Source organism: Alicyclobacillus acidiphilus NBRC 100859 (assembly GCF_001544355.1).
Lineage (GTDB): Bacteria > Bacillota > Bacilli > Alicyclobacillales > Alicyclobacillaceae > Alicyclobacillus > Alicyclobacillus acidiphilus.
Window position 1 is genome coordinate 1 of sequence record NZ_BCQI01000063.1, and the last position, 19557, is coordinate 19557.

At 52.9% G+C, this 19557-nt stretch carries 17 protein-coding genes; 15 read left to right on the forward strand and 2 right to left on the reverse strand.

Annotated elements, in window-relative coordinates:
- Nucleotides 1–68 precede the first annotated feature (68 nt).
- From AAC01S_RS15380 to AAC01S_RS15450, 15 genes are all read left to right on the forward strand, one after another.
- Complete coding sequence (locus tag AAC01S_RS15380; protein ID WP_169794069.1) at nt 69–974, forward strand: glycosyltransferase family 2 protein; 906 nt, start codon at nt 69–71, stop codon at nt 972–974.
- 32 nt (nt 975–1006) lie between these two features.
- Nucleotides 1007–1744: an ABC transporter permease gene (locus AAC01S_RS15385; protein WP_245630248.1), complete on the forward strand. Its 738-nt coding sequence runs from the start codon at nt 1007–1009 to the stop codon at nt 1742–1744.
- Nucleotides 1745–1748: 4 nt separating this feature from the next.
- Nucleotides 1749–2993, forward strand: a complete 1245-nt coding sequence (locus tag AAC01S_RS18950; RefSeq protein WP_083511861.1) for an ABC transporter ATP-binding protein — start codon at nt 1749–1751, stop codon at nt 2991–2993.
- 173 nt (nt 2994–3166) lie between these two features.
- A complete protein-coding gene (locus AAC01S_RS15395) occupies nt 3167–4654 on the forward strand; it encodes a glycosyltransferase (RefSeq protein WP_157071218.1) in 1488 nt (495 codons plus the stop codon).
- A 21-nt stretch (nt 4655–4675) separates the two neighbouring features.
- On the forward strand, nt 4676–6634 hold the full coding sequence (locus AAC01S_RS15400; RefSeq protein ID WP_067624409.1) for an HAD family hydrolase: 1959 nt from the start codon (nt 4676–4678) through the stop codon (nt 6632–6634).
- A complete protein-coding gene (locus AAC01S_RS15405; RefSeq protein WP_245630249.1) occupies nt 6634–7758 on the forward strand; it encodes a glycosyltransferase in 1125 nt (374 codons plus the stop codon). The genes AAC01S_RS15400 and AAC01S_RS15405 overlap by 1 nt, the downstream gene beginning before the upstream one ends.
- A gap of 62 nt (nt 7759–7820) precedes the next feature.
- Nucleotides 7821–8561 (forward strand): sugar phosphate nucleotidyltransferase, encoded by a 741-nt coding sequence (locus AAC01S_RS15410; protein WP_067624416.1) that lies wholly within the window; start codon nt 7821–7823, stop codon nt 8559–8561.
- Nucleotides 8562–8571: 10 nt separating this feature from the next.
- A complete protein-coding gene (gene rfbB / locus AAC01S_RS15415; RefSeq protein ID WP_067624419.1) occupies nt 8572–9588 on the forward strand; it encodes a dTDP-glucose 4,6-dehydratase in 1017 nt (338 codons plus the stop codon).
- Complete coding sequence (rfbD, locus tag AAC01S_RS15420; protein ID WP_067624422.1) at nt 9585–10469, forward strand: dTDP-4-dehydrorhamnose reductase; 885 nt, start codon at nt 9585–9587, stop codon at nt 10467–10469. The genes rfbB and rfbD overlap by 4 nt, the downstream gene beginning before the upstream one ends.
- Nucleotides 10469–11014, forward strand: coding sequence for a dTDP-4-dehydrorhamnose 3,5-epimerase (rfbC, locus tag AAC01S_RS15425; RefSeq protein ID WP_067624425.1), 546 nt, complete (start codon nt 10469–10471; stop codon nt 11012–11014). The genes rfbD and rfbC overlap by 1 nt, the downstream gene beginning before the upstream one ends.
- Before the next feature lie 130 nt (nt 11015–11144).
- Entirely contained in the window at nt 11145–11696 is a 552-nt protein-coding gene (locus AAC01S_RS15430; protein ID WP_067624428.1) for a tetratricopeptide repeat protein, read from the forward strand.
- Between the two features lie 244 nt (nt 11697–11940).
- Entirely contained in the window at nt 11941–14541 is a 2601-nt protein-coding gene (locus tag AAC01S_RS15435; protein WP_067624431.1) for an HlyD family efflux transporter periplasmic adaptor subunit, read from the forward strand.
- A gap of 2 nt (nt 14542–14543) precedes the next feature.
- Nucleotides 14544–15287: an ABC transporter ATP-binding protein gene (locus tag AAC01S_RS15440; protein WP_067624443.1), complete on the forward strand. Its 744-nt coding sequence runs from the start codon at nt 14544–14546 to the stop codon at nt 15285–15287.
- Nucleotides 15277–16494 (forward strand): ABC transporter permease, encoded by a 1218-nt coding sequence (locus tag AAC01S_RS15445; RefSeq protein ID WP_245630247.1) that lies wholly within the window; start codon nt 15277–15279, stop codon nt 16492–16494. The genes AAC01S_RS15440 and AAC01S_RS15445 overlap by 11 nt, the downstream gene beginning before the upstream one ends.
- A gap of 108 nt (nt 16495–16602) precedes the next feature.
- A complete protein-coding gene (locus AAC01S_RS15450; protein ID WP_245630250.1) occupies nt 16603–17775 on the forward strand; it encodes an SGNH/GDSL hydrolase family protein in 1173 nt (390 codons plus the stop codon).
- A 109-nt stretch (nt 17776–17884) separates the two neighbouring features.
- Here AAC01S_RS15450 and AAC01S_RS15455 read toward each other — a convergent pair whose 3' ends face one another.
- Nucleotides 17885–18160 carry a hypothetical protein gene (locus AAC01S_RS15455; RefSeq protein WP_067624437.1) on the reverse strand — a complete coding sequence of 92 codons (276 nt, stop codon included), beginning with the start codon at nt 18158–18160 and terminating at the stop codon, nt 17885–17887.
- A gap of 501 nt (nt 18161–18661) precedes the next feature.
- Entirely contained in the window at nt 18662–19327 is a 666-nt protein-coding gene (locus AAC01S_RS15460) for a putative endonuclease domain-containing protein (RefSeq protein ID WP_067624440.1), read from the reverse strand.
- Nucleotides 19328–19557 lie beyond the last annotated feature (230 nt).

A 19557-nucleotide genomic window follows, 5' to 3' on the forward strand; every position in this document is an offset into this window, starting at 1 on the left:
TTTCAGACACAATCTGCGAATCAGGAACTACCTCCGGAACACGTTAATTTCTGATGGGGGTGTCGGACATGATTTCGGTTATCCTTCTAACGTATAATTCTATTCGTGTTCTTCCGGACTGCTTGGGGTCATTAGAAGGTTGTACGATGGCGGGGAACCTCGAATTGATCTTCGTAGATAACGGATCGACCGATGGAACCGTAGAGTGGATATCAGAGTATTCCAATCAGGCTGACTTACCTTTTCTGGGTGTCAAAATACTTGTTCAGGAAGCAAATCACGGCTTTGCCTATGGAAATAATAGAGGAATGGAGATTGCTTCTGGGGATTATATCTTACTTCTAAATCCCGACACGATCGTCGGTAAAGACTCGATCGAGGTGTGTGTCGATAGAATAAAAACCGAGGACGGCGTTGGCGCGGTTGGGTGCAGATTAGAACTCCCCGACGGCAGGCTAGATCGAGCCTGTAGACGAGGTTTTCCTACGCTGTGGAATAGCTTCACGCGTCTCTCGGGATTGTCGCTTTTGTTCCGTAAGATTCCATGGATGAATGGATATAATCTATCGCATCTTGACGAATGGGGAAGTTATCCAGTTGATTGTTTGAGTGGGGCATTTATGGTGGTTTCTGCTGATGTATTCTTAAATGTCGGCGGTCTTGACGAAGATTATTTCATGTACGGGGAGGACATTGATTGGTGCAAGCGAATCAATGCTGCGGGATACAAAATATGGTATGAGGGAAGGGTGACAACCATCCACCTGAAAGGTGGCAACGGTGGAAAACGTTCCCCAGAGTCATTGTGGCACTTCTATGATTCGATGGTACTTTACTACGCCAAACACTATGGGAAATCATGCAATAACAAAGTTGTATTGCTTCTAAAGGTGCTTGTTTGGTTCATGTACAGCATTCATCTTACGTTCAGTTCGCTCTTGTCCGTGGGTCGAAGGGTGGGAAGTCAGACTTGAAAAGATTCGTCGAGGTCTGGAATTATCGAAGCATGTTATGGAGTTTAATCTTGTCAGAACTACGTACACGGTATAAGGGTTCGGTACTCGGGTTCTTTTGGACGCTGGTGAACCCGATATTGACTTTAATTGTATACAGTCTAGTCTATTCGTTTGTCTTAAGAATTAATATGAAGAACTATTCCGCATTTCTGTTCATAGGACTTCTCGCATGGAATTTGTTCGCCACCTCCTTGCAATCCTCTAGTCGAGTGATACTTGGACAAGCTGCGATGGTAAAGAAAATATACTTTCCGAGGGAAATTTTGCCTCTTTCGGTTGTGGGAGGTGCTGTGATAAATTATCTAATTTCTCAAGTTGTGCTCATACCATTCCTATTACTTTCAGGTCTGCATCCTAACGTGGACTGGACATACTGGCCCCTTATCCTCCTAATCGAAGTGGTAATGACGGTCGGGTTCTCGCTATTGGTCTCGATTCTAAATGTGTATTTTCGAGATTTGGAACATATGCTGAACATCTTTTTAATGCTATGGTTCTACGTTACACCTATTTTTTATGCCATTACGTTGATTCCGAGCCCTTATAGCTTTTTGTTTAGGTTGAATCCCCTTACCACCCCTATCATGAGTCTGCAGGACATTTTCTACTATGAACACGGGGTGAGATGGAAGCTGTTGTTGTATGGTTCCGCGTTCGCATTATGCATCTTTTCACTGGGATGGAGAGTGTTTGGATTGCTGAATCGAAGGCTTGCTGAGGAGGTTTAGCGCAATGGAGCCAGCTATTACAGTAGATCACGTTACGAAAACCTATCGCGTTCACACAGGGAAGAATACAACGTTGAAGGATCGAGTTATCAATGCTGGAAGGGCCCGGTATCAGGAGTTTGTTGCCTTGAGTGACGTCAGCTTTACAGTGGAGCGAGGAACAACTGTTGCTTTAATTGGAAGCAATGGATCCGGTAAGAGTACGGCACTAAAATTAATTTCGAGAATTCTTTACCCGGACAAGGGAGAAATCCACTTGAACGGTCGGGTTTCTAGCTTGTTGGAGCTTGGGGCAGGGTTTCACCCTGATTTCACAGGGGTTGAGAATATATTCTTAAATGCCTCGCTTCTCGGCCTATCTAGGAAAGAAATTCGGAACAAACTACAGTCAATCATTGAGTTTTCCGAGATCGGTGATTTTATTCACGAGCCGATAAGGAGTTACTCTTCGGGCATGTATATGCGTCTTGCTTTTTCTATAGCGATTGCCGTGGAGCCAGATATTCTGCTTCTTGACGAAGTGTTAGCAGTGGGTGATGCAGCATTTCAAGCAAAATGCTTTTCAAAGATCCAAGAGATGCAAAAGCAAGGGGTTACGATCGTACTGGTCTCCCATGACTCGTCAATGATTGAAAAGCTGTGTGATCATGTCGTTTGGTTGCATAACTCTGTCGTTAAAATGCAGGGTCCCCCGAGAGAGTGCATACCCGTCTACCTTGAAACCATATTTGAGAGTTCTCAAGCTGGTGGATCTGTCATGAAGTTCGATCGAGTACACCAAGGACGCAGCGATGTTTCCACAAGTGGATCTGATGTGAAAATTGGCTACCGGAAGGGACCGATTAAGAGAGCGAACATTGTGGGTGACCGAGGAAGCGAGGTCATGCAAGGGAGTCGTGTTTCATTCGATATTGTACTGTGCCCAGAGCGGCCTATTGTTCAAGGATTGTGCCAACTGCAGTTTTGTTTAAGTGATGGGACAGTTTTATGGGCTACAAGCTCAAAACAGGCTGAAACGGGCCTGATTGACATTCCTTCTGGTGAACAAATGACATTGCGGTTGACCATTGACGCACTGTTACTTCCGATTAACTCCTACCGCGTAAATCTTCTGCTAGAGTCAGCGTTAGGTGAATTTTATGATCGGTGGGACGCCTGTTTAGATTTCGAGGTTGTTCCAAGGCAGGAAGGACAGGCCCTACTGGAATTAAATCATGTTTGGACTGTCTTGGGGGGTGAGCACAAGTGAATATTCACGATTACCTACGTCTCCTTCGCAAGACCTGGCGCAGTGTACGAGATTCGGGGATTTATACAACATGGAGACGTGGCGTTCAGTGGTGGGTAGTTCGCGCGGACGCGAAACGATATGATCACTATGTTCGTAGAAGACAGAGTAGTCTGGTTGACGACCGATACATTATGCCAAAATTGGACTTCACTCCACGAATAAGCATTGTAATGCCAGTTTATAATGTGCCACTCAAGTGGTTTGAGCGTGCAGTAGCTTCCGTCGAGCAGCAGATATACTCGAATTGGGAACTATGTGTCTACGACGATTGTTCTACGGATGCAGCCTTAAAAGATTACCTGAACCGGCTAGAAGGTATGGATTCCAGGATAAAAGTCTCATTCGGCCACGAAAATAAGGGGATAGTTGGTGCTACCAATGCGGCAATTACGGCCGCATCAGGCGAATTTGTCGCGTTTATGGACAACGACGACGAGTTGAGTCCAGATGCACTCTTAGAGGTTGCCATTGCTCTTCAAGACCCTACCTTAGATCTTATATACTCCGACGAAGATAAAATCGATACGAGTGGAAAGTTTTGCGAGCCGTACTACAAGCCAGACTGGTCACCCGAGTTACTTCTGTCGGGAAACTATGTTAGTCACCTTGCTGTGTACAGAAAGACGCTCGGAGATGAACTGGGTTGGCTAAGAGAGGGTTACGACGGAAGTCAGGATTTTGATTTCAATTTGCGGGTCTCCGAGAAAACGAACAAAATATTTCACATCCCGAAAGTGCTTTACCATTGGAGAAAGATACCTGGTTCGACTGCGGACGACGCCTATGCAAAGCCGTATGCTTACGTCGCCGGGCAGCGGGCACTAGAGGACCACGCTAGTCGAAGTGGGTATTCCGCCACGGTTACACAGGCTACTCCCGGGCATTATCGATATTGCCGGAAGACGCCAGCGGATTTGGCGGTCAGCATAATTCCTTTGAATACTATACAGTCTCCGAATCGGTGGGAACACGATCCTGCTCTAGTTGGTGGAACCGTTAAACTGGAATTTATGCGTCTGACTGACTCTAACCTCCCGCTTAGCGAGAAACTTAATGATGCAGTTCTCCGCGCTTCGGGCGACGTGATTTTGTTCCTATCGCCATCGATCTCGAGACTGTCTGAGGAAGGGATTCGCGCCCTAGCTGAACATGCCCTTCGGTCGGACGTAGCGGCTGTGGGAGGAAAACTCGTTTGCCGCAATCGGATTGTCCAAGCTGGCATAGTGGTTGGGACCGAACACGACATAGGTATGGCGTACAAGGGCTTTCACAGGATGGACTTTGGGTATTTCGGTGGGCTAATCGATTCGAGGAATTGTAGTGCTGTACATTCCAGTTGCATGATGTGCAATAGGGCAACCTTCATCGATAATGGTGGGTTTTCGAACGAGTTTTCAGACACACTTTTTGATATTGACTACTGTTTACGCCTTCACCAACGAGGGCTTTTGACGGTTTTTACTCCGCACGCAGAATTTGAAGCTTGCAGCTTCAGTATGGCACCGGATGACAACGATCTGAAGATCTTCAAAATAAAGTGGGGACATCACAAGGATCCTTACTACAATCCGAATTTGAACCAGGCAGAGCCTAATTATAGGTTGGGGAATTTTGCGTGATATTAATTAGGAGGTCCTTCAATGCATAGCGCTTCGAAGTTGCTGGATGGAGTTCGATTGCTTTCCCTTGACATCTTTGACACGTCAATTCACAGGGCCCTTAACAGGCCAGAGGATCTATTCTACCTACTTCGTGAGAGATTACTAGAGTCAGATGTTGCGTTATTCCATCCTAGCGCAGTACAGAATCTTCCTGAGGTTCGTATGGAATGTGAACGAATTGCGCGTGAGAAGGCAGTTAGAACGCGAGGCACGAGCGAAATAATACTCGATCAGATATATGAGGAAATGGCGGTTGCAACTGGTTTGGATGCGGCAGAGTTAGGGCGGATCAAGGATTTGGAGATTGAACTGGAACTACGATGTTGCTACCCTAACGAGACGATCCGGCAATTGTTCTTTGAGGCGAGCAAACGAGGTGTTCAAGTCGTATTTTGTTCCGATATGTATCTTCCTAAAAATGTGCTGCAGGAGATGCTAAGGAATTGCGGATATGGTGATAATCTAGAGATTTTAGTCTCTGGGGAACTCAGAAAAAGCAAGCACGAGGGTACAATCTTTCCACATCTTCGTGATAAATGGGATGTGAGGTATGAGGAGATACTCCACGTTGGAGACAACGCGGGTGCAGATGTCGAGCAACCGAAGCGTCTTGGAATTCGGACTATCCACTTTAGGGAACTCGAGGAACTAGCACGTGACGACCGTGGGTCTAGGATTGCATCCCCTTCGGACCACCTAGTCCGCAGTATTATAGTGGGTTTAACACGAAAACCGCTCCTCAGTGGACAGGCATCAGGGCTACATTGTTTGGATAATATTGGTTACGAAGTGTTTGGGCCTTTGTTTACCGGATACTTTTTGTGGATTTTGGAACAAATTCGGCGCCTTGAGCCAGAAAAAGTACTGTTTTTCGCTCGCGACGCCTATCTGTTTCATCTACTCTGGACGAGATACCGAGATTTGATAGATATCGACACAGAAGCGTCATACGCTTATGTCTCACGGAAGGCAATTTTCTATCCAAGCTTCATGGATTTTGATTTTGACCGTTTGTGGAAACTTACTTCGGGAAGGGTTAAAAGAACCTTACGTGAGAGGATCGAGGCACTGGGTATTAACCCGACGGATGTAATGAAAACGGCCTCGGAGCTTGGCCTTAGCATGGACGAACAGATGACCGGTGGAGATCACCGCCTCTTTACCCTGCTCACGAGGCATTATGATTTGGTCATCCAGGCAGCCCATGAAAAGAGTGACTTAGCGAAGGCGTATATCAATCAGCTGTTCGAAGGATCGTCAAAGGTGGTTATGATTGATGTTGGGTGGACAGGGAGTATGCAGGGAGCGGTATCTCGCTTGCTAGACCGACGTTATCCGCGCAACTTGACTGGCTTGTATTTTGGGCTGTTTCAGGGCGCATCTAAGGAAGGGCTCGGATCTTCGATGCGGGCGTGGCTCATGAACGAAGGCGAGCCTTCTACCTGGAGGGATGCAATCGCCTCCGGTGGCGCGGAATTGTTGGAATTGGCCTTGACGGCTCCGCACGGAACAACATTGGGCTATCGCAAAGGTAGTGACGGGACGATAGAGCCTGTTCTTGAGTCACCTTCCATGAATGTAGATGAACAGGAGTATCTATTGGCAGCCGAACGTCTGCGAAGCGGTGCCTTGAATTTCATGGAAGAATATCTACGCATTTTCGGCGTTCATTCGGTTAGTGGCACCACTTACACGACAAGCGAATTCTGGGCGGCTCCGTTTATGAATTTGGTATTGCACCCGTCGCGGAGCCAAGCGGAGGCTCTAGGAGATATTTCTCATTCTGACGTTGGGATTTCTACACAGCGGGTAGCCTTGGCAAAGAGAATTTCAAACAAACGCGACTTTGATCGTGAGCTATCGAACTCATTCTGGAAAGCTGGGTTCAAGATAAGAAACTCACAAACATCAGGGTTCAGAAGGAGAACAATGTATTGATGTTAAGCCTCGAACCGAAAGTGGCCATTATCACTAGAACGAAGAATCGAACCGTCTTACTGAGACGTGCCATTGAGAGTGTTCTGCGGCAGGATTATCAGAACTGGGTCCATGTCATCGTCAATGATGGGGGCATCTCATCAGAGGTAGATTGGCTCGTCGAGCACTACCAAAGCGAGTATCAAGGGCGTGTAATTGTTGTTCACCATGACGAGTCTCGGGGAATGGAGGCAGCATCGAACGCAGGGATTAACGCCACACAATCAGAATTGTTGGTAATTCACGATGACGATGATAGCTGGGCTCCGGCTTTCCTTTCTACATCAGTGGCTGAACTGATTACTTGGCAGCAGCGAATTCCTTCGGTTCAAGGCGTGGTCACGCATTGCCATCGCGTACTCGAGCGCATAGAAGGACAGACAGTGATTGCAGAGTCCATTGAGGACTTTAATCAATGGATGCCTCCCGGAATCATGTCATTGGACCGAATGATGTATGACAATATCTTTCCTCCGATTTCGTTTCTCTTCACGCGAGCGGCCTGGAACCAGGTACAAGGTTTTCGTGAGGATTTGCCTGTCCTAGGGGATTGGGAGTTCAACGTTCGCTTTCTGGTTCAGTACGATATCGTCGTTTGCGCACATAACTTAGCCTTTTACCATCTCCGTCCCAACTCGACGGGAGCACTAGGAAATTCAGTCATCGATGGAGTTAGTAAGCATCATTTTTATCGGCAAGCATTATTGAACGAATGGTTGAGGGATGATCTGCGAGCGGGGAAAATGGGGATTGGTGTATATTCAAACCTCCGCTCACATTTCGCAGAATTGATGTGGCGAGGTAGTGGCGCACCGCACATTGCCTCCGGAAGCGATCATCTTCCGTTCAAGGTACATGATCTAGACGCCTTCTGGAACTCGAAGTCGTGGAGGATGACCCGTCCTCTTAGGAATCTGCGTTTACGCATTCGAGGCCTGCCGAAGGAAGAGAAACCTCATGTTGGGGACGACGCGACGGCGACTGCAGTGATTCTTGAGATGCTGAGATCCACGTCCTGGGACGCTATGGGCCCTCTTCGTGTAGGCACGAGTATTTTACGCAAACTATTCAGGTCAGCTAGGTGATTGTTGCTAGAACAATTCGTGTTTCGGATGTAACCCAAATTGCTTTAAGGAGGACTTTATTAGTGAGAGGGGTTATTCTCGCCGGCGGAACCGGTTCACGGCTGTTTCCATTAACTAAGGTCACCAATAAACACTTGCTTCCAATTGGGCGGTATCCAATGATCTATCATGCGATCTTCCGCATGGTGCAGTCCGGCATTCGCGACGTATTGGTTGTGACCGGCCGGGAACACATGGGAGATGTCGTGAATCTATTGGGTAGCGGACATGAGTTTGGCGTGCGATTCACGTACAAAGTTCAAGAACAAGCTGGTGGAATCGCGCAGGCACTGAGTCTCGCCGAGGATTTCGTGGGAAGTGAGTGTATGACAGTTATCCTCGGAGACAACGTCTTTCAGAGCGATATCTCCAGTTATGTAAAGGATTTCGACATGCATAGGGAGGGCGCGAGAATCTTTATTACTAAAGTGCCCGATCCGGAGCGGTTTGGTGTACCGGAACTGGATGGTGACCGGATTATCGGCATCGAGGAGAAACCCAGGGTCCCTAAGTCTCCGTACGCGGTTACCGGAATCTACATGTATGATCCGAGTGTATTCCAAATTATTCGAGATCTGCAGCCCTCTGCCCGGGGGGAGTACGAAATTACGGATGTCAATAACGCCTACATTAAGCAAGGTAAGTTGTCTTACGCAGTTCTTGATGGTTGGTGGACAGATGCAGGAACTCCATCGAGCTATTTTCGAGCAAACGGGCTGGCTCAGTCCATTGATTATGGGAACACATTCAATTCGAAGAAATGAGGGTGGCGCAGTGCGTGTCTTGGTGACAGGCGGGGCCGGGTTCATAGGGGGTAACTTTGTACGATATCTGCTCTCTAGTAATACGAACGATTCTGTTATCGGCCTTGACGCCTTGACGTACGCTGGAAATATTGAGTCATTAATGGACGTTGAAGACAAGCCTAATTATACCTTTGTGCATGGCGATGTCACGTCTCATGAGGATGTTGAGGCGGTATTCGCTGTTGGCATCGACGCGGTCGTCCACTTTGCCGCTGAGTCGCACGTCGACAGGAGCATTCTCGATCCGGGAGCCTTCGTTCGTACGAATGTGCTAGGGACGCAGGTCCTGCTCGATGCCGCACGCAAATACGGAGTCAAGAAATTCGTCCACGTGTCTACGGATGAGGTGTACGGTGCGCTCGGTTCCACTGGATATTTCACGGAAGAAACTCCTTTACATCCGAACAGCCCGTATTCAGCGAGCAAGGCCGGATCCGATCTGCTTGTTCAGGCATATCATCATACGTATGGCCTGCCGACGTGTATCACGCGTTGTTCAAATAATTACGGTCCGTATCAGTTCCCTGAGAAGCTAATCCCGTTGACGATTGTTCGTGCGATGGCGAATGAACCGATTCCGGTGTATGGCGATGGCCAGCAAGTGCGTGATTGGTTACACGTCATCGATCACTGTCGGGCCATCGACGCGGTGCTGCGCGAAGGCGTAAGCGGGGAAGTGTACAATATCGGATCGGATAACGAGTGGACAAACCTGCGTATTGTGGAACGAATTTTGGATGTGCTCGGGAAACCTCATGATCTCATTCAATTCGTTGAAGATCGGCCGGGGCATGATCGGCGTTATGCGATTGATGCGACGAAGATTCGCCGTGAATTAGGGTGGGCTCCGACCATTCCTTTTGACGAAGGACTTGCCTCCACAGTGAAGTGGTATCAGGAGAACGAGACGTGGTGGCGCCGTGTCCAATCTGGCGAGTACCAATCGTTCTTTGAGACACAGTACTCGACGAGGTTGAGCCAATGAGTCGTCTACTGATAACGGGTGCGAATGGCGGTCTCGGACAGGAATTGACACGCCTGCTTCACGAGAGAGACGACATGCAGATCCTCGCTCTCACGAAGGCGGAGCTCGATATCACCGATTTCAATGCGGTGGTTGATGTGGTGACGAGGTTTCAACCTGACGTCGTGATCAACGCCGCAGCATATACCCGTGTCGACGATGCGGAAACACATCGGTCGGATGCGTTCGCTGTGAACGAACGTGGCGCCAAAAACCTCGCGATGGCATGTGACCGAATTGGGGCAAAGCTCTGTCACATATCGACCGACTACGTGTTCGGCGGTGGACATGCCACAGTGCCATACGTGGAATCGGATCCCATTCTGCCTCTTGGGGTTTATGGTGAATCGAAAGCGGCCGGGGAAAGGGCAGTTCTCAATCACTGTGAGAAGTCCTTTATCATTCGGACCGCTTGGCTGTACAGCGCTTTTGGTGCGAACTTTGTACGGACTATGATTCGCGCGGGCAGTACGGTAGGAGACGAGGGGCTGCGTGTTGTCAATGACCAGATTGGGTCGCCGACATGGACTAGGGATCTGTCGCAATTCATTCTTGCGCTGATCGAAACGGATAGGTATGGCGTCTATCATGGATGCAATGTTGGTGCTTGTTCGTGGTACGAATTTGCGGTAGCGATCTTCCGCGAAGTCGAGATGGACGTCAAGGTCACCCCGGTTACCACGGAGGAGTTTCCTCGCCCAGCTAAACGGCCCAGCTTTTCAGCGCTTGAGAGCCGTGCAATTCCTGCGAATGGGTTTTCGTCATTCCGCTCTTGGCAGGATGCGTTATCAGATTTTGTGTTGACACATCGGGAAGCGATCAACGAGTGGAGGGGACCTTGATGAACGTTCTACGAGAAGACTTGAACGGTGTACTGTTGCTGGAACCTGTGGTTCACCAGGACAGCAGAGGTTTTTTCACCGAGAGCTATTCACAGCGGACCCTTGCCGATATTGGCGTCCATGTTGCGTTTGTTCAAGACAATCACTCGTTGTCCGTCGAGGCAGGTGTGGTACGTGGCTTGCATTATCAGTTGCCTCCGAAGGCGCAAACGAAGTTGGTCCGGGTTACGGCCGGGGCGATCTATGATGTCGTGGTGGACATTCGCAGATCGTCGCCGACATTTGGCCAATGGCGAGGATACATCTTATCCGCCGCGAACCACCGGCAACTGTTTGTCCCGCAAGGGTTTGCCCATGGATTTTGTACACTCGTTTCAAATACCGAAGTCATGTATAAGGTTGACGAATTTTACTCTCGTGAACACGATCGCGGAATTCTATGGAATGATGCGGCATTAGGCATTGATTGGCCAACGTCCGAGCCAGTTCTGTCCGAGAAGGACACTCGGCATCCGATCCTGAGTGAAGCTGAACTCTTCGACTAGGCACAGGCTGTTCACTTTGTTATACTTTTGCATAATTCCTCCCTCGCGCATGATACTACATCATGCGCGTAGTCATGTTCCGGGATCAGACAGGCATCTCGAGACTGTGCGCGAAAGGAGATCAAATTTCATGAAGCGATCCATCATCGCATCCGTCGGATGCCTCATGTTGATAACCGCCAGTTTGTCTGGCTGTGGACAAGCCGCAAACAACACCGCAGGCAATTTGGCTGGTGCGGCCAACTTGAAAAAGTATGTGAGCGAAGCAGACAAGCAGGCGTCGGACGTCAATGCTCAGGTTAAAGCCGCGCAAAGTGGTTTTGTCAACGGCGACGCGGCCACGGCAATTAAGTACTATAAGAAAGCCGTTGCGCTCGAACCGAAGTCCGGAGAATTATTGACAGCCCTAGGCAACGTATATCGTGAACTCAAGAGCGATCCAAAGGATGCGATCCCGTATTACACGAAGTCCACGCAAGTTGACCCGACGTACGCGTTGGGGTGGTATCAACTTGCGTACGCAGAGGCGCAGTTGGGCCAAACGAGCGCTGCGAAGGCTACCATCGCGAAGGGATTGAAAGTGGTGAAAAAATCGGATCCTTACTACGCGACTTTGCAGGCCGAAGCAAAAGATTTGCCGCCTGTTCTGACGAGTAACGGAACGAGCAATTCGTCGAAGTAAATCGAATTTCGTATCCGAATAGGGCAATTGAGTGCCTGGGGCTATTGCCCTGGGCACTTTATTGCCTGTGCCTCTAATAAATCGACTTTTTATCTCTAAATCCCTATCATTTCAATCCCAATTCAATGTTGTCCCTATATTTTAGTTACGCAAGCACATGATCCCGTGGGTCGAATACCGTATTTTTCCGCATTTGCGAATACGGGGCGTGCTCGGAGATATTATCGCGAAAGAGGGACATGACATGGGGCTTAGTCCGCAAACTCAGTCAGAGTTTGTCAAACCGCGGTTTCGGGGATCGCGGAGAAAGTGGATCTACGCAGGGGCGGCGGTTGTCGTCGTGCTTGGCGCAGGCATTCCAATCTCGTTAAAGGAACTGAACAAATCGGCGCCCGTATCGGCATCATCCTTTTATACCGTGGGTTATGGGGATGTGACCCAATACATCAGTGCGACGGGAACCATTGAAGCGCCATCTTCTTACTCTCTCGATTTTCAAGGAACGAGCGCGCCCGTAACGGCTATCGATGTGAAGATTGGACAGCAAGTGAAGAAGGGTCAAATCCTGGCCACCATGGATGATACGGCGGAGAAGACGCAGATTGTCCAGGATCAGGCAAGCGTCACTTCAGCCGAGGCTTCCTTGGCGTCGGCCCAGGCGAAACTGGCTCAGGACAAACAAGGTACGACGAGCAGTACCATTGCGATGGACAAGAACGCCATCGCCAAGGATCAGACGGCTGTGACCCAGGCGAAGGAAGCGTACCAACTGGCATTGGCGCAGTACAACGATAGGTCAAGTGAGTTGCAGGCGGTTCAACAGGCGCAGGACAATTTGACGCAGGCGAAGCAAGCGCTCAATCAGGTGTCGGATACCGTGCAGTTGGATGAGCAGCGGTTGGCTGCGGATCAAGCTGCGGTGAAGGCGGCTCAACAGCAGTTGGCGGAAGATCAGCAGTCGACGCAACAGTCGAGTTCTGAGTCACAACTGTCAGTGACCACGGATCAGCAGACCTTGGCCAACGATGAGCAGACGCTGAAGCAGGATCAGGCGACGCTTGCGGCGGATCAGCAGACGTTGGCAACGGATGAGGCAAATGAGAAAACGGTGGCCAGCGAGAACGACAATGTCACGGAAGCTCAGGTCCAAGCAGCATACGCGAAATATCAAGAGTATGAACAAAGTGCGGATCAATGGACGCAGTCCGTAGGGGTTGGCACGAACCCTTGGACGAATTTGGAAAATAACTACAAGACTATTTACGACGATTTGAACGCCGAATATCAAAACATCGTGAATGCGGAAAATCAGGTCACCACAGATCAGAACACCGTGACCGCGGACCAGAACAAGATTGCGCAGGATCAGGCGAATATCACGAAGGACCAGACGCAGTTGACGAAGGACCAGGATGGCATCTCGTCGACGCAGTTGAGTGCGCAGGAGACCATCGAGAAGGATCAACAGGCTATTCAGAACGCCGAGCAGGCGGTTCAGCAGGATCAACTGACGTTGAAGTCCGACGAGGCATCGCAGAAGCTGAATCAGGAGAAGGCGCAGGACACCGTGACGGAAGACGAACAGGCGTTGCAGAACGCGGAAGCGGCCTACAACGACCGGACGTCGGCGAAACAGTCGCTGGAAAACGCCCAAAACGCGATCACGCAGGCCGAGCAAAATCTCAAGACCGCGCAGTTGCAGTTGAACATCGACGAGCAGCCGGCTACGGCCGCGACCATCCAGTCGGATGAGGCGGCGGTCCAGAACGCACAAGCGCAGGTTGAAACGGCGAAGGCAAACCTGCAGTCCGCGCAGCAGGCGGACGCGGAGACGGTGCTTCGGGCGCCGATTAGCGGCGTGATCACGGCGGTCAACGGCCAGGTCGGCGAGACGCCGAGCGCGGGTGAGTCGTCGTCGAGCTCTTCGAGTTCATCTAGTTCCTCCAGCGGCTTTATTCAAATGGAAGATTTGAACGCGAAGGACATGGAGGTTGATCTCGAAGTCAGTGAGTCGCAAGTCGGCGATGTGAAGGCAGGCCAGTCGGTGACGTACACTGTCGACGCGTACCCGAATCAGACGTTCACGGGCACCATCACGCAGGTCTACCCAACGCCGACGACGTCGTCGGACGTCACGCAGTACGAAGTCGTCGCGACTGTCGACAATTCGTCCGGCGATTTGAAGCCTGGTATGACCGCGAGCGCGGAGATCCAGACGGAAAATCTGACGCACGTGATTACCGTGCCGGCCATTGCGCTGCATGATGTCAACGGGATCGAGGGCGTCTACGTGGAAGGCAAGAAGCCTGCGGGATCTGGCTTCAAGTTTGCTGGTGGCACGGGGAACTCGTCGAGCGGCGGCAGCGGAACCACGAATTCGTCCAGCGGCGGCACAGGCGGCTTTGGCGGGTTCGCGCATGGCAACGGAACGAGTGGCAGTGGCACAGGCGGAGGCTATGGTGGATTCTCGCGCGGTGGATCGACCGGCGGATCCAGCACGGGCAGCAGTGGATCGGCTGGGACCGGAAGTTCGTCCGGATCGCAATCCGGCGGGTTCTCCTTTGGTGGATCGAAATCGGGCAAGAGCAGTTCCAACCCGACGGTTCCGGCGGGAACGTATTTTCAACCCGTGCAAGTCGGAGTCATGGGCACCAGTACGGTCCAGATCACGAGCGGCTTGACGGCTGGTCAGAAGATCTTGTTGACCTTGCCGGGTGAGACGGCGTCCGCGCTGGTGCAGGCTGAGAGCAGCGGAACGACGGGCCGTGGCTTTGGCGGCGCCTTCGGCGGTGGTGGCTTCACGGGTGGCAGCGTTCGCACCTTCGGTGGAGGTGGCCGAGGATGACCATGGATGAGACAGCCGCAGGGCGCGCTTCGCAGCCTCTCATTGTCATCCGGGATCTCGTGCGCGAGTACGAGATTGGCGGCCAGATCATCCGGGCGTTGGACGGCGTAAACCTGCAGATCTCGCGCGGCGAGTTCGTGGCCATCATGGGGCCGTCCGGCAGTGGCAAGTCGACGATGATGAACATGATTGGGTGTCTCGACACGCCGACGAGCGGGCAATACGTCATCGATGGCTTCAACGTCGACAATCTCTCCGAGGATCAACTGGCGGCGTTGCGGAACGAGAAGATTGGCTTCGTGTTTCAGAACTTCAATCTGCTGCCGAAGACGACGGCGCTCGAAAACGTCGAGCTGCCGATGATGTACGCCGGAGTTCCGGGACGCGTGCGGCGGCAGCGGGCGATGGAGGCTTTGGAGCGGGTTGGGTTGGCGGATCGGATGCACAACCGGCCGAATGAGTTGTCCGGTGGGCAGCAGCAACGTGTGTCCATCGCGCGGGCTCTCGTAAACAATCCGGTGCTGATCCTCGCGGACGAACCGACCGGCGCACTCGACAGCCGCACGACGGAGGACATCCTGAAGCTGTTCGAAGAATTGCATCAGCAGGGCAACACCATCGTGATCGTCACGCACGAAGACGAAGTCGGGCGGCATGCGAAGCGGATTGTGCGATTCCGCGACGGCAAGGTGGAACTCGATACGACATCGCACGAAGAGGCGGGGGTGCTGGGGCGTGTTCACTGAGATTGTCCGTGTCGCGTGGCGCAGCATCCGCGCGAACAAGATGAGATCCTTCCTCACCATGCTCGGCATCATCATCGGCGTCATGGCCGTGGTGCTGTCGTCCGCCATCGGCTTAAGCGCGAAGGCGGGCGTGACCCAGCAGGTGGAGAACTTGGGATCGAACGTATTGACGATTATGCCGGGAGCGGCTTCGAGCGGCGGCATCAGCCGCGGCTTCGGAACTGCGTCGACCTTGACCACCAAGGACGTCACGGCCATCCAACAGCAGGATCCGGACGTGGAATATGTGGCCCCGTTGGTGTCGACCAACCAACAGGTGGTGTACGGCAGCAACAACACGAACACGGCCATCGAGGGCACGACGGCAGCGTATCAGCAGATCAAGAATCTGACCATGGCGGAGGGCAGTTTCTTCACGCAGACGGAGGTCGACAACGCCTCCAACGTCGCCGTGCTCGGCAGCGACGCGGAACAGACGCTGTTTGAAGGCGATTTTGGCAGCCCGATTGGCAAGACCATTCAGATTGGCGGCGTTCCCTTCACGGTGGTTGGCGTGGCGGCGAGCCAGGGATCCAGTGGCTTCTCCAATGCGGACGACGCGATTGCGATTCCCATCACGACCGCGACGAACCTGTTCACCGGATCGGACACGGTGAATGAAATTTTGGCTTCCGCGACCTCGTCGTCGACCATGGACCAGGCGCAGTTGGAGATTGAGTCGACCTTGCGCGTCGCGCACCAGTTGACGCCGAGCGAGTCGGACGACTTCCAAATCACCAACCAGGCGACCATCCTGAGTGCGTTGAGCGGTGTCGACAGGATTCTGACCCTGCTGCTCGACGGCATCTCCGCGATCTCGCTGCTCGTCGGCGGCATTGGCATCATGAACATCATGTTGGTCTCGGTCACCGAGCGCACGCGCGAAATCGGCATCCGCAAAGCCATCGGCGCCCGCAAGAGCGTGATCTCGACGCAGTTCCTGCTGGAGTCGCTGATGCTCAGCGTGTCCGGCGCATTGATTGGCTTGATTGTATCGGCAATTGGCACCGAAGTGGTATCCAAGATCACGAAGTACGGCAATCTGCTGTCGCCTGTGGCTGTCGTGGCGTCGATTCTGTTCTCCATCGCCATCGGCATCGTCTTCGGCGTCTACCCGGCCCGTAAAGCGGCCAACCTGAAGCCGATTGACGCATTGCGATTCGAGTGATGACGGATGCCTGGACGCGGCGCACGGTAGGTGCGGTGCGGCGGGCCACCTCCAAGGGGCTCGCCGCCACTTCGTCAAGTTCTCAGGGAGGAAAGGTACGTGAGCAGCATGAATGGACAAAAGACTCGTTTCGTCCCTGGTAAACGCGGAGCGCAGGGCTGGATGTTCGGCCTGATTGCACTATCCACAAGTTTTGTGATCGGGACCGGCGTGATCGGAACCGGCGTGCCCAACACGTACGCTGCGACCGATTCGACCGCCGGCGCCCCGGCGTCGATAGCGGGAGCCGCGATGGCCGCGAACGGGGTAGCTCGGGCGGCGGACCAGGGGACTGGCGCGCCGGGAGCGACGTCGGCGGAGGCGGCGGAGGTGGCGGAGGTGGCGGAGGTGGCGGAGGTGGCAAGTGCGACTCAAGCGGCGGCCCTGTTGTCGCCACAGGGCATCGCCGCAGCAGCGATCCGCACAACAGCAACGCTCGCGCCCACTGGAACTGCGGCAGAGGCAGGTACCGTATCGGCGACTGGGACGGTCGGGACGGGGACATCGACAGCCGGGACGGCCGGGGCATCGACGGATTCTTCGACCTCTACGTCGTCGACCTCTTCCACCACGGCCGCAAAACAGGCTGAGACTGTGATGGTTGTCGGCGGATCGGTGGCGTACGGTTGGAAAGACCCAAACAACGACTCCTACCTGCGGCGGGCGTTTCAAAGTCTCTCGGACGAGTCCGGCGTCCAGTACAACTACGACAATCGCTGCGTCATCGGCGGAACGCCCTCCGCGGTCGATCTGTCCGGCGACTACACCAACTGGCTGACGTCGGACAAGCCGAACATCGTCGTGATCGCGTGGGGACTCGAAAACGACGCAGGCGCCAATAGGTCGTCCAGCGAGATCGAGCAGGAGATTCACACCGAGATCAGCGAGGCCCTCGCCGATCACGCCGTCGTCATCGTCGCCTCTCCCCCCGTCACGGAAGCTACAGCCACCACGCTGCACCGCACCGTGGAGGAGTACATCGCCGACGAGAAGGCCGACGTCGAATCGTTTCACAGCCCCAACGCCTATTTCATCAATTTGAATACCATCATGGAGAAGTATCTGGAAGAGCATAATCAGTCCTGGCAGGACTACTACGGGGACTCGTGGCACCCGAACGAGGCAGGCCACATCCTCGCCGGCAGCTTGCTCTACAACCAACTGCTGACGATATCCGATCACGGCCTCATCACCTGGAAAACCTCAAGCACAACATCCGGCGGTGGATCGAGCGGGACCTGAGCGGCGAGAGGGGCGCCTCGCGCCCAACCCAAGCAAACATCCAGCAGTCGAGCGAGCGGGATCTAAAGCAACGTTGAATGTGGCACGTCTTCGTAAGAAGCCGTGCCACTTACCATTTGAACACGACGCCAGTTGACGTAAAGTGGCCGCCGTAGTCGTAGTGGCCGTAGATGAACTCATGGTGCAAGTTGCGGCCGCCAGCTTTATTCACCGCTTCTTCATACGTGCGACCGTACACAATTTGTCCGCCCGGTTTCATCACACCCCATGTGCGAGGCGTTTGTTGGGCCAGCACCGTGATGCCCGTGCCAAGCACTCCACCAAAGATGGCCCCAGCGATCAATGACCAAACGCAAATCGCCTTCATGATGTCACCCCACGCCAAACGTGAGCACCCACTCAATAGGATGCTTTTCTCCTCGATTATCTTATGCCCCTATTTTATCACCAATTAAACGCATTCGTCGCGCGGGCGATGGGCTGGCGGTGGGCTGGCGGTGGGCTGGCGGTGGGCTGGCGGTGGGCTGGCGGTGGGCTGGCGGTGGGCTGGCGGTGGGCTGGCGGTGGGCTGGCGGTGGGCTGGCGGTGGGCTCGCGGTGGAAATAAGCGGCCCAAGGCCGCTTAAGCGTGTCGAATCGTCTCAAGGGTCCCGAATAAGCGGCCGTGGGCCGCTTAAGTGTCGTGGATCGGCTCGATCACGCCTGCTGCGAGGCGAATAAGCAGCCACGGGCCGTCTATTTGGCGGGATCGATCCGAGTAGCGCGGAATAAGCGGCCATGGGCCGCTTAAGTGGGGGCAGGGGGCGGTGTGCCGCTCGATACGCCATCCCATCTGGCAATTTCCGTGAGCCGAATGCACATCTTCTACAGGTATATCCATGCGTAGGCTACAGCCGGATGTCATTTCGTGAGGCGTGGAGATCGTACGATCGAATCCGGACATTACCACTAGCAGGTTGGAGCCACTGCTTTTCAACGAGGCCCCGCAACAGATGCTGGGCATAATCCGGCCCAATGTCTAAGTGACGACAAAGTTCCTTCGGTGTAATGGGCCGAACGGATCGAGCTGCCATCCGGACCGTTTCTCGTTCAAGTACGGTCAGTTCCTCCGAAGAACTTCCGTTGGCGAGCCAACGTCCAAAAAGTTGCTGAAGAGTTTGCTGACAAAGCCGCGGCTGTTCTCTGATTTGATTGTATGTAAAACGAATCACGTACCAGCCATCTATGACCAGGTGGTTCTGGCGCTGACAGTGGTCATCGAACTGCCACGATGAAATATTGCGCCAGTGCGGGCCAAATCCGTCGATCTCGATCGCGACATGAAAATGAGGCTGAATGTAAGCAAAATCCAAATATCGGTATCCTTCTCTGTAATCCAGGATTTCGTATTGTGGATGAAGGTTGGAAAAATGCCGAAATGTCCGCCACCACACCGCCCTCAAGAACAGCTCTTCCGCATGCCCCATTCCAGCGATCAGCCGCCGGCGCCTCTCCCCCGATCGCCGATTGCGGTGCCACTCCAAAAATTCCTTATAGTCTTCATCAAACGCCATGCCCCCAACCCCCTCCCGGTCCGCGCTGCGCACACCACTCCATTTCCTTATTATTCTAAGTGGCGCCGGTCGATCCGTCGATAAACACGGGAATGGTTAGCATCTCATTTTGTAAAAACCCGACTCGTAAAAATCCGACTCGGATCGATCACATTTGCTGGGAATTGGGCACCACGGAACGCTTAAGTGGCCCATGGCGTGCCCGGCACCCTGGCGGCGCCCCACCGCTT